4 protein-coding genes are annotated in these 13,156 nt (G+C 70.9%); 1 reads left to right on the forward strand and 3 read right to left on the reverse strand.

All coding sequences use genetic code 11. The annotated features are described in order from the left end of the window. The coding region (locus tag JK364_RS50330; protein ID WP_201858196.1) for a type I polyketide synthase at positions 1-9,803 on the reverse strand (9,803 nt) is incomplete at its 3' end. Positions 9,804-10,194: 391 nt separating this feature from the next. Further along, the gene (locus tag JK364_RS56445) at positions 10,195-10,557 is read right to left on the reverse strand and encodes an acyl carrier protein (protein WP_201858197.1); all 363 of its coding nucleotides are present in this window, start codon (positions 10,555-10,557) and stop codon (positions 10,195-10,197) included. A 214-nt stretch (positions 10,558-10,771) separates the two neighbouring features. Here JK364_RS56445 and JK364_RS50340 point away from each other — a divergent pair, with 214 nt between their 5' ends. Further along, complete coding sequence (locus JK364_RS50340) at positions 10,772-12,175, forward strand: MmgE/PrpD family protein (protein WP_201858198.1); 1,404 nt, start codon at positions 10,772-10,774, stop codon at positions 12,173-12,175. A gap of 108 nt (positions 12,176-12,283) precedes the next feature. Here JK364_RS50340 and JK364_RS50345 read toward each other — a convergent pair whose 3' ends face one another. Continuing rightward, complete coding sequence (locus tag JK364_RS50345) at positions 12,284-13,060, reverse strand: alpha/beta fold hydrolase (protein WP_201858199.1); 777 nt, start codon at positions 13,058-13,060, stop codon at positions 12,284-12,286. Positions 13,061-13,156: the final 96 nt, after the last annotated feature.

Raw genomic sequence — 13,156 nt, forward strand, 5'->3', positions numbered from 1 at the left:
TAATCCACATCAACCCGCCGAGCACGGATCCCCGCAGCCTCACACCGCGCCGCCAACGCATCCAACGACTCCGGCGCCCCCGAAACCACCACCTGCTCAGCCGCATTGACCGCCGCAACCACCAGCCCATCGGCCAGCATGCCCTCAACCACCTCGGCAGCCGCCACCACCGACAACATCCCACCAGTACCCGCCAACGCCACCAACGCCCGACCCCGCGCGATCACCAGACCAAGAGCGTCCTCCAACGACAAAGCCCCCGCGAAACACGCCGCAGCGAGCTCACCCTGCGAATGACCCACCACAGCCGAAGGAGCGACCCCCGCGGCCTCCCACACCCGAGCCAAACCGACCATCATCACAAACAAAGCAGGCTGAACAACCTCCACCCGCTCCAAACCAACCCCGGACACCAACGCATCCCGCAACGGAAAGTCCACCAACCGCTCACACTCGGCCACGAACTCCGCGAACACCGGCGAACAGGCCAGCAGCTCACGGCCCATCCCCAACCACTGAGACCCCTGACCCGGGAACACAAACGCCACATCACCGCCCGACACCAACGGCCCACCCGACTCCACCCGCACCAGAGCCCCATCCAACTCCACACGGTCAACACCCAGAACAACCGCCCGGCACCCGAGTCCAGCCCGGCCACCCGCCAGCGACACCGCAACATCCGCGACCGGCGTCCCAGCCGGAACATCCGACACCAGCCGACCCGCCAACGCCGCCAGCCCCGCACCCGACCGGGCCGACAACACCCACGGCACCACACCGCCCGTCACCACCGGCGCGACGTCGTCCTCGCGAGGTGAGACCAGCTCGGCAGGAGCCTCCTCCACGATCACATGTGCGTTCGTCCCGCTGATCCCGAACGACGACACACCCGCCCGGCGAGGCCGCCCGCCGGACTCCCACGGCCGCTCCTCGGCCAGCAGCCGCACCTCCCCGGCCGTCCAGTCCACATGCGGCGAAGGTTCGTCGGCGTGCAGCATCGCCGGGAGCACCCCGTGCCGCATCGCCTCGACCATCTTGATCACACCGGCCACACCGGCCGCACCCTGGGTGTGCCCGATGTTCGACTTCACCGACCCCAGCCACAACGGCCGGTCCTCGGGCCGGTCCTGCCCATAGGTCGCCAGCAACGCTCGTGCCTCAATCGGATCCCCGAGCGTGGTCCCGGTCCCGTGCCCCTCAACCACATCCACATCACCCGGGACCAGTCGGGCGTCAGCCAGCGCCCGGCGAATCACCCGCTCCTGCGACGGACCGTTCGGCGCCGACAGGCCATTGGAAGCCCCGTCCTGGTTCACCGCACTGCCCCGCAGTACCGCCAGCACCGGATGCCCGAGCCGCTGAGCCTCCGACAGACGCTCCAGCAGCACCACCCCGACACCCTCGCCCCAGCCCGTACCATCGGCAGCGGCCGAGAACGGCTTGCACCGGCCATCGGACGCCAAGCCGCCCTGCGCCGCGAACTCCGCGAACACCCCTTCCGTCGCCAGCACCGTCACACCACCGGCCAGCGCCAGCGAGCACTCCCCGTTCCGCAGCGCCTGAGCCGCCAGGTGCATCGCCACCAGCGACGACGAACACGCCGTATCCACCGTCACCGCCGGACCCTCAAGACCGAACGTATACGCCACCCGGCCGGAAACGACGCTCGACGCGTTCCCCGTAAGCCGGAAGCCGCCCGCGTCGCTGTCGGACAGCCGCGAGCTGTAATCCTGGCCGGACAGTCCGGCGAAGACTCCGGTGTCGGAACCGCGCAGCCCGGTCGGGTCGAGGCCCGCCCGTTCCAGTGCTTCCCAGGACACCTCCAGGAGCAGTCGCTGGTGCGGGTCCATCGCCACCGCCTCACGCGGCGATATCCCGAAGAACTCGGCATCGAACTCGGCGGCGTCAGACAGGAAACCGCCCACCCGCGCATACCCGGCCGACTCGGTTTCCCAGCCGCGATCGGTCGGGAAGTCGCCGATCGCGTCCACGCCCTCGGACACCAGCCGCCACAAGTCCTCCGGCGATGCCACCTCACCCGGATAACGGCACGCCATCGACACGATCGCGATCGGCTCACCCGCCGACCGCTCCAGCACCACCTTCTTGTCCCGGGCGGCCGCGCCGGTCACCTGGGCGACCAGATGTTCGGCCAGCAGCTGCGGGGTCGGATAGTCGAAGACCGCGGCCGGCGACAGCGCCACTCCGGTCGCGCCCGTGAGGCGATTGCCGAATTCGACGCCGGTGAACGAGGTGAAGCCCAGATCGTGGAAGGTCAGCGTGGACGCGATCGAACCGGGATCGTCGTGGCCGAGCACCGCGGCAGCGTGACCACGGACCAGATCGAGCACGAGCCGGGAGCGTTCGGCCTCGGGCGTCTCGGCCAAACGGCGGGCCAGCTCGCCCACCGGACCAGTGCCGGCCGCCACCGCGCGGCGCGGGGGGCGGCCGAGGCCGTGCAGGAGCGGGGACAGCGGCAGCCCGGCGCCGAGCGCGGCCCGTACCACGGCGATGTCCAGCCCGGCCGCCACCACCGGTTCCTGGCCCGCCACCGCCGCGTCCAGCAAGCTCAGCGCGTGCTCGGTCTCCAGCGCCACGCCGCCGCCGCGGGTCAGCCGGTCCGCGTACACGATGGGCAGGTCTTCGGTCAGAGCGCTGCTCTGCTCCCACATGCTCCAGGCGATCGAGACCCCCGGCCGCCCTTCGGCCCGTCGGCGGGCGGCCAGCGCGTCCAGGTAGACGTTGGCCGCGGCGTACGCCCCGAAGCCGGCCGTGCTCAGCAGCCCGGACAGGGAGGAGAACAGCACGAAAAGGCCCAGGTCCAGGTGCGCGGTGGCCTCGTGCAGATGCCACGCCGAGACGGCCTTCGCCCGCAGCGTACGCACGAGCCCGTCCGCTGTCAGCGCCTGCACCGGCTCGGGGGCCAGCACCCCGGCCGCGTGCACCACCCCGGCCAGGTCCGGGATGCTCGCGACCAGCGCGTCGGCTGCCGCGCGTTCGGCCAGGTCCGCGGCCACGACCCGAACCCGGGCCCCGGCCGCTTCCAGCTCGGCGACCAGTTCGGCAGCACCGCGCGCTCCCGCGCCCGAGCGACTGGCCAGCACCAGGTCCCGGACACCGTGCCGGTCCACCAGATGCCGGGCGACCAAGCCGCCCAGCGTCCCGGTCCCGCCGGTGACCAGCACCGTACCGTCCAGGGCGGGCCATCCGGGCAGCCGCGTCGCGGGGAGCGGGCGCAGCCGGGGCACCCGCACCTCGCTGCGGCGTACGGCAACCTCCAGCTCACCGCCGGCCGCCGCGCCCGTGAGCACGGCGGCCAGGTCGTCGGTATCGGTGTCGGCCAGCACCAGGACGTGGCCGGGATGCTCACCCCGGGCCGCACGCACCAAACCCCACACCGGCGCCTGGCCCAGACCCTCCACCGTGTCACCCGGACCGGCCGCCACCGCCTGCCGAGTCACCACCACCAGGCGAGATCCGACCGGCCGATCCACACCCGTCCACTGCCGCACAACACCGAGCACCCAGCCCAGCGGATCCTCGCCCTCGCACACCGCGGCCACCGTCACCGGCTCGCCACCCGACGCCGGAACGCTCTCGCCGGGCCGGATCACCGTCCACTCCGCCATCCCGGGGCCGTCCGCCGACACCGGCTCCCAGCGCAGGCCGAGCAGATCGCCACGCCCCGGCCCACCATCCGGCGCCGAACGCGCGGTCATCCGCGCGATCTCCAGAACCGGCTGCCCGCCACCGTCCACGGCCAGCAAACCCGACCCGTCCGAGCGGACCCGGAGCTCCCGCGCCCCGGCCGCATGCAGCCGTACGCCCTCCCACCGCGACGGCACCTCATCCGGGCCCAGGTTCAGCGCGGCCTCCAGCAGCGCCGGGTGGATCGCATAGCCGGCGGCGTCCGCCACCTCCACGGCCACCTCGTCGCCGACGTGATCCGACACCGGCCGCATCTGCTCCGAGACCACCGCGCTGGCGTACCGCACCCACTCCACCGCCCCGGCCGGGCGCGCGAACACCTCCAACCGCCGTTCGGCGACACTCACCTGTACCTGCACCGGGCCCTCCGGCGCCAACGCCTCCTCGAACACCAACTCCTCGAGCACCGGCCAACCGGCCTGCCCCGCCGCGTGCACCGCCAGCTCAGCCACCGCCATCGACCCGTCAATCAACGGATCGGGCACCAGCCGCCCCGCAAACACCGTCCCGGCACCACTGGCCAGCGGCACGCCTTCACCCAGCACCGGATGGCCCGACCCCGACGCCGCCCGGCCCGCCGCCCAATACCGGCGATGCTGGAACGGATACGTCGGCAAGGTGACCGGGCCACCCTCGGGAACCAGGCGCGTCCAATCCACCGCCGCCCCGTGAGTCCACGCCCGCGCCAGACCCGCCAGCAGGCGCCGGGCCCCGGCGTCATCGCGCTCGGCCAGACCGGCCGCCCACACCTGCGCCCCACCGTCATGGACCACGGACGACAGCACCGTGTCCGGACCGAGCTCAACGAACCCGGCGATACCCCGCTCGTGCAGGAACCGGACCACATCGTGGAACCGGACCGTACCGATCGCCTGCTCCACCCAGTGCCCCGGATCGCCGAGCACATCCGCGCCTGCCACCGCCCCGGTGACCGCCGAGACCAATGGGATCCGCGGCTCGGTGAACTGAACCCCCGTCACCACCCGCGCCAGCTCATCGGCGATCGGACGCATCAACGGGGAATGGAACGCGTGGCTGACCTCCAGCCAACGCACCTTCCGACCGGCCAGCCGCCCAACCGCCTCCTCCACCGCATCCCGGTCACCAGAAAGAACCACCGCCGACGAACCATTCACCGCCGCCACCGCGACCCGGTCCTCCAGACCGGACAAATCCACCTCATGCTCGGCGGCCTGCACCGCCGCCATCGCCCCACCCGACGGCAACCCCTGCATCAACGCACCACGCGCCACCAACAACCGCACCGCGTCCTCCAACGACACCGCACCCGCCACATACGCCGCCGTCACCTCACCGACCGAGTGACCAGCAACGAAGTCCGGCTTCAAACCCGCGGCCTGCGCCACCGCGGCCAGACCAGCCTCGAACGCGAACACCGCCACCTGCGTAAACCCCGTCTGATGCACCTCAGCACCGGAAAACATCACCTCCCGCAGCGAACGCCCCAGCAAGGGATCCGCCACCGCACACACCTCATCCAGCACACCCGCGAACACCGGCGAACACTCCGCCAACTCACGCCCCATGCCAACCCACTGCGACCCCTGACCCGGGAACACCCACGCCACCGGACCCCGCGCCACCGCCCCGGTCGGCTCGACCCGGGTCAATCCCGCGTCCAGCTCCTCCCGGTCAACGCCCAGCACCACCGCCCGGAACTCCAGCCCCGCCCTCGACGCCGCCAGCGCCCCTGCCACATCCGCGACCGGCGTCCCGACCGGGACATCCGACGCCAGACGCCCAGCCAGCGCCCGCAATCCCGCATCCGACCGCGCCGACAACACCCACGGCACCACACCACCGGCCACCACCACCGGCGGCACCGACGAAGCCCCAACCGGCCCAGCGGAAGCCTCTTCGAGGATCACATGCGCATTGGTCCCGCTGATCCCGAACGACGACACACCCGCCCGCCGCGGACGCCCCTCCGACTCCCACGAGCGCGCCTCGGTCAGCAGCCGCACCTCGCCCGCCGTCCAATCCACATGCGGGGACGCCTCATCCGCGTGCAGCGTCGCCGGCAGAACCCCATGCCGGAACGCCTCGACCATCTTGATCACACCAGCGACACCGGCCGCCGCCTGAGTGTGCCCGATGTTCGACTTCACCGAGCCCAGCCACAACCGCTGGTCCTCCGACCGCCCCTGCCCGTACGTCGCCAGCAGTGCCTGCGCCTCGATCGGGTCCCCGAGCGCGGTCCCCGTCCCGTGCCCCTCCACCGCATCCACGTCCGAAGCGGAAAGCCGGGCATCGGCCAGCGCCCGCCGGATCACCCGCTCTTGAGACGGACCATTCGGGGCGGTCAGGCCATTGCTCGCCCCGTCCTGGTTCACCGCACTGCCCCGCAGGACCGCCAGCACCGGATGCCCGAGCCGCCGCGCCTCCGACAGCCGCTCCAGCACCACCACCCCGACACCCTCGGCCCAGTTGGTGCCGTCGGCATCAGCGGAGAACGCTTTGACCCGCCCGTCGGCCGCCAGCCCGCCCTGCACCGCGAACTCCGTGAACATCCCCGGGGTGGACATCACCGTCACACCACCGGCCAGCGCCAGCGAGCACTCCCCGTTGCGCAGCGCCTGCGCCGCCAGGTGCATCGCCACCAGAGATGACGAACACGCCGTATCGACCGTCACCGCCGGACCCTCAAGACCGAACGTATACGCCACCCGGCCGGACGCCACGCTCGATGTGTTCCCCGTCAGCCGGAAGCCGCCCGCATCATCCTCCGGCAGCCGCGAGGCGTAATCCTGCGAGTACAGCCCCGCGAAGACCCCGGCGTCCGTGCCCTTCATCGCGGCCGGGTCCAGGCCGGCCCGCTCCAGGGCTTCCCAGGACACCTCGAGCAGCAGCCGCTGCTGCGGGTCCATCGCCACCGCCTCACGCGGCGACACGCCGAAGAACTCCGCATCGAAGTCCGCCGCGCCGGACAGGAAACCGCCCGCCCGGGCGTACCCGGCCGACTCCGTATCCCAGCCGCGGTCGGTCGGGAAATCACCGACCGCGTCCACGCCCTCGGACACCAGCCGCCACAAGTCCTCCGGCGAAGACACTCCGCCCGGGAATCGGCACGCCATCGATACGATCGCGATCGGCTCACCCGCCGACCGCGGCCGAACCACCTCACCGGCAGTCTTCTTCGTACCCGAGCCCAGCCGCACCAGATGCTCGGCCAGCGCCTGCGGCGTCGGGAAATCGAAGACCGCGGTCGGCGACAGCGCGACTCCGGCCGCTCGGGCCAGGCGGGTACCCAGATCGACACCGGTGAACGAGGTGAAACCCAGGTCGTGGAAGGCGAGCGTCGGGGCGACCGCACCCGGATCGTCATGGCCGAGCACGGCGGCGGCGTGCTCGCGCACCAGGTCGAGCATGACCAGCGTACGTTCGGTCGGTGCCAGCCCGGCCATCCGCCGGTCGAGGGCGGCGCCGGTCGCGTCCGGTTCCGGCGCGGCCGCTGAGCCGAGCCAGTAGCGGGAGCGCTGGAACGCGTACGTCGGCAGGGGCACATGGGCGGCCGGGGGCGCGCCGAACACCGCGCTCCAGTCAATCCGTACGCCTCGGACGTGCATTTCGGCCAGAGCGGCGATCACGGACCGCGTCTCCGGCTGCCGGGCCTGAAGCACGCTGACGAACACGGCGTCACGGCCGGGCAGACAGGACCGGCCCATCGCGGACAGCGCCGTGTCCGGGCCGAGCTCGACGAACGTGGTGACTCCGGCCTCGTCGAGGGCGCGGATGCCGTCGTGGAACCGTACGGTCTGCCGGACGTGCCGGACCCAGTAGTCGGCCGAGCTCATCTCGTCGCCGGTGACGACGCGCCCGGTGACGTTGGACACGACCGGAATGCGCGGCCTGGCGTAGGTGAGACGCTCCGCGACCTCACGGAACTCGTCGAGGATCCGGTCGGTGTGGGAAGAGTGGAAGGCCCGGTTCACCTCCAGCCACTGGCACCTGCCGCCGTCGGCGCGCCAGCGCTCGGCCAGGTCGGTGAGCTGGTCGCGGTTTCCGGCAAGGGTGGTGCTGACCGGACCGTTGAGCGCGGCGATCGAGACGTCCGTCGCCGCCGACTCGTCGAGGAACGTGCGTACTTCATGCTCCTCGCCGCGCAGCGACAGCATGGCGCCGTCCGGGAGGTCCTGCATGAGCCGGCCGCGCTCGGCAACCAGCGTGCAAGCGTCGTCCAGGCTCAGAATGCCGGCCACATGCGCGGCCGCGAGCTCACCGATGGAGTGCCCGGCCAGCAGGTCCGGGGTGATGCCCCAGCCCTCGTAGAGGCGGAACAGCGCGACCTCGACGGCGAAGAGGGCGGGCTGGCTGTAGGCGGTCTCATGGAGCAGGTCGGGGTCACGCAGGATCTCGGCCAGGGGGTGGTCGAGGTGCAGATCCATGACCCTCTCGACCTCGGCGAAGGCGCGGGCGTACGCCTCATGCGCGGCGGCGAGTTCGAGGCCCATCCGAACGTGCTGGCTGCCCTGCCCGGAGAAGAGGAATGCGGTGCCGGCGGCGTCGGCCGTGCCACGGACGACGCCGCGGCGAGCGCGGTTGTCCGCGATGGCGGCCAAACCGGTGGTCAATCCCGCGCGGTCGGGGGCGATCACGACGGCACGGTGCGCGAACGCGGTGCGCGTGGTGGCCAGCGCGTGCGCCAGCTCCGCCAGCTCCGCTGCGGGCAGCTCCGGCCGATCGAGGTGAGTGGCGAGGCGCGCGGCCTGGGCGGACAGGGCCGCGTCGGTTGCTCCGGAGACGACCAGCGGAAGGACACCGAGCTCGGGACGGTCCGGCGCGGTCGGCGCCGGCGCGGTCCACTCGCCCAGGACGACGTGGCAGTTCGTGCCGCCGATGCCGAACGAGCTGACTCCCGCGATCAGTTCGTCCTGCGGACGGGGCCAGGGGGAGGTGTCCCTCTGGACCCCCAGACCGAGCTCGTCGAACGCGATCGCCGGGTTCGGCCGCTCGAAGTTGAGGCTGGGCACCAGTTCCCGGTGGGCGATGCAGAGCACTGTCTTGATCAGTCCGGCAATGCCGGCCGCGCCCTCGAGGTGGCCGATGTTCGTCTTCACCGAGCCTATCCGCAGCCGGGCGTTCGCCGGCCGGTGCCGGGCCAGTGCGGCACCGAGCGCGACCGCTTCGACCGGGTCGCCGACCCGGGTGCCGGTGCCGTGCGCCTCCACGTACTGGACGTCGCCGACCGTCACCCCGGCCCGCTGGTAAGCGCTGGTCAGCAGTGCCTCTTGGGCCACCGCGCTCGGGTCGGTCAGGCGCTCGCCGTCGCCGTCGTTGTTGATGGCGCTGCCCCGGATGACGCAAAGCACCCGGTCGCCGTCGGCGATCGCCGCGCTCAGCCGTTTGAGGACGACCAGACCGGCACCCTCGCCCCGGACGAATCCGTTGGCCCGCTCGTCGAAGGCGTAACAGCGGCCGTCGGGTGACATCGCGCCCATCCGGGCGGTGAGTTGGCCACTGTCCGGGTCGGCGATGAGGCTGACGCCGCCGACCAGCGCCGTGTCGCACTCGCCGCGTCGTAGGCTCTCGACGGCCAAGTGGACGGCGACCAGCGACGAGGACTGTCCGGCGTCGATGGTCAGGCTGGGTCCGTGCACGCCGAGGAAGTGCGAGACCCGGTTGGCGATGATGCTGCGGTAGACGCCGGTGGCGCTGTACGCGCTCGGGCCGTCCGGGTCGCCGAGGGTCAGCCGGGCGTAGTCGTCGCCCATCACACCGAGGTAGACGCCGGTCGTGGTGGAGTGCAGAGAGGCCGGGACGATGCCCGCCTCTTCAAGCGCCTCCCAGGCCAACTCCAGGACGAGGCGCTGCTGAGGATCCATGGCGTGGGCCTCGGCCGGCGGGACCCCGAAGAAGCCGGCATCGAACTCGTCGATCCGGGCGAGGAAGCCGCCCTGTGCCGGCACCGTCGGATCGGCGGGACGACGATCGCCGGAGGCTGCTCCCACCGTCTCGACGCCGTGCCGCAGAAGGTCCCAGAACGCCGTCGGGCCGTCCGCGCCGGGCAGTCGGCAGGCGACGCCCACCACCGCTACAACGTTGTCATGACGACCATGGTGCTCGGAAGACATAGCGCGACCTTAGTCTTGTGTGTCAGAGCATTGGCGGAGCTGCCGAGAGAATCGCCGAACCTGTGGTCGACAACTAATAGTTCACCCAGGACTTCGCGGATACGAACCCGGGATCTGAGCATGCCTCAGTGGAATCGGCGCTCGAAATCAGGGTCGGAGAGTGTGTTTGCGGATCTGCTGCGGGCGTTGGCGCGGACAAATCTGCCCGGGGTCAAGCAGCATTGGCCGCACCCCGGCCCCCGGGCCGCTCCAGCATGGATCCCCCGTTACCGCGACGCGGCCGGATCGTGCTGGGTCAGAGAGGTCGCCAGAAGACCATATCAACCGGTTGATCCACAAATCAATGTGGTCGATCTAACAGAGATGATCTACCGTCAACGGCGGCCGACGCTCACGCGCCGTCACCGCCCGCCTCCTGAGCGGAGGAGTGCACCCGGTCGTGCAACGCCTTGGCCACCTCATCGATGGTGGAAAAACGACCGAAGAAGTCCGGCTCGATCTCGAACTCGAAGGTCTCCTCGATGCTCAGACCGAGCGCGACCATTGTCAGCGAGTCCACTCCGGAATGCATGAGGTTCTCGGTGGTGTCCATCTCCTCGGGCGACCTCTCCAGCTTCGCCGCGAGGTAATCCGTCAGCCAGTCGCGGATTTCGGTGAGGGTAGCGGTACGCGCTTCCATTCCGTCCCCTTCGGTGTTACGCAGATCGGTGTTACGCAGACGCTTGTCGATCGGTACATCGTGGATGCGCGGCACTCCCGGGCTCCGTAACGCGGCTTCGCGTCGAGCCGCGTGGAGCACATCCCCGGCCGGGCGACATAAGCGTATCAAGGGTCTCCCCCGATGATCGGGATTCCGGGTAACCGGAGTACCGCACCACCCCTGGCCGCCCCGCCACCGAACGAGAGATCATGGTGGCCGGCGTGGGACGAGCCCACCGGGCAGAGCGGAGCGACAGAGGGTGGAAGCGATGACCGGCCGGACAGTGACCACAGCCTCCGCCCCCGTGGAGGCCGAGACCGGTTACACCGAGCACCTGGTGTCCGAGGTCAGCAAGATCTCATCGCGAGAGCTGACCGAGCGGGTGATCGAGCGAGCGCGACACGCCGTGCTCGACTGGCTCGGGGTCAGCATCGCCGGAGCGCAGGAGCCGTCGGCCCGCGCGATCCAACAGCTCCTGACGGCCGAGGGCGGCAGCCCCACGGCCCAAGTGATCGGCACTTCACACCGGCTGACAGCGCGGCAGGCGGCGCTGGCGGGCGGCATCGCCGCTCACGCACTGGACTACGACGACATGAGCATCGGCGGCCACCCGTCGGCCGTCGTCCTTCCCGCGGTGTTCGCCCTGGCCGAGGAGTTGGACACGGACGGACCGACGACCATCCAGGGGATGCTCTTCGGCTATGAGGCCAGAAAGATGGTCGCCGTCGCGTGCGGCAACGCCTCGTACGACCGCGGCTACCACGGCAGCAGCACCTTCGGCGCATTCGGCGCGGCGATGGGCGCGGGCCGCCTTCTCGAGCTGGATCCGCCGCGGCTGCGGCACGCGCTGGGGATCGCCGGAACCCAGGCGTCGGGCTTGCGGGCGAGCTTCGGGACCATGTCGAAGCACCTGAACGTCGGGAACGCGGCAGCGGTCGGAATCCTGTCGGCCCGGCTGGCGGAAGCGGGCTACACCGGGGACACCACCATTCTTGAGGCGCCGCAGGGATTCGCCGCCACACACAACAACGGGCCCGCCGACTTCAACCCGGCGGGCCCGGGAACGTCGCTGCGCCAACGGCTGGCCGTCGAGTGGCTCGTGTTCAAGCCGCACGCGCTGTGCGGCGCCACGCACTCCGCGATCGACGGCTTCCAGCTCCTGAGGGAGCAGCACGCGTTCTCCGCCGACGATGTCGACGAAGCCGAGGTGTTCGTCTCCGCCCAGCACCTGGAGGTGTGCGACATCGCGGAACCCAAGACCAGCGTCGAAGGGATGTTCAGCATCCGCTACGCCGCGGCGCTGGCCCTCGCGGGAAGCGCGACGGGACCCTCCGCGTTGACCGACGAGAGGATCCAGGACCCCACCATGGCCGCCCTCCGCGGTCGCGTCCGGGTCACGCCGGTCACGCGTGTCCGCAACATCACCATGCCGACCGAGGTCCGGGTACGACTCACGAACGGCGAGGAGCTGAAGGCGCGCGTCAACGCGCTGGCCGCCAAGCCCGACAACGAGCTGCCACGCCAGTGGGAGACTCTGAAAGCCAAGTTCGTCGGCCTCGTCAGCCCCATCCTCGGCGCCGACCGCGCCGACGAGATCATCGCCCTGGTGCGGCGCATCGAGACGCTCGAATCAATCCGCGAACTCACCGACCGGACCTCGGCCGAGCGTTGACATCCGCCCTGCCTTCGTCAACAAGTCCGCCGGCAGTGCGAGGACCGCACCGGTGCGATCACCTTCGAGGGACCCGTTTCGCCGTTGTGCCGGTCGCGCCGACGGGGCTCACTTGAGGAAATCGGCCGCCCGCTCGCCCCATGTACGGAGGTCGGCGCGGGTCTCGGACACGTGCAGGGTCGAGCCGGGGATCGCGGCGGCGAGCGTCTCCGACAGGGACACCGGATGGCCCGGGTCGCCGGCCCAGGCGAGGATCAGCGTCGGCTGGGTGATCCGCGCGATAACGTCCAGCGGCGGCAGATCGCTGAGGCCCGCCCCGAGCAGAACGGCCGGGAGCAACTCGGCCGTGACGTCCGGGGTGGGCGGAAAGCCCTCCACCTCCGCGAAAACGGCCGGCACCGGGGCATTCGCCAGGACCTTGGCCAGGGCCTCCACCCCGTTCTGCTGGGCGTAGTCCGCCAGTTTCCGGTACACATCGCCCTGCGCGGCTCGTGCCTCCCAAGCCGTCGGAGGCGCGGTGAGGACGAGCCGGTCGAAGCGCTCCGGATCGGTCGTCACGGCGTGCAGCAGCGCTCCGGTGCCCATCGAGCAGCCGATCGCCGAGACGGGCGCCGCCGGGGAGAAGTGCCGGGCGAGCTCGACCATGTCCTCGCCGAGCGACTTCCATGAGTAGTCGGCCGGGTCGCCGGTCCCTTCGGACTCGCCGTGGCCACGGGCGTCGTAGGAGATGAGGCGGCGGCCGGCGGAGGTCACCACGGAATAGTCGGTCAGGTTCGCCCGCCGTTCGGAGGCCCGGCTGCCGCACAGCCCATGGGCGGTGAGGACGACCGGGCCGGAGCCCTCGTCGGAATAGGCGAAGCGGATTCCCCGCAGACTTAACGTCACTGTTCTGCCTTTCGAGTGTCGGCCACTCCCGTCGAGGACGATCTTAGAGCGCGGTGACGCGGTGAGAAGGGCGCCGATATCGGAGGACGAGCATCA

The organism is Streptomyces endocoffeicus (assembly GCF_016741935.1).
Taxonomy (GTDB): Bacteria; Actinomycetota; Actinomycetes; order Streptomycetales; family Streptomycetaceae; genus Streptomyces; species Streptomyces endocoffeicus.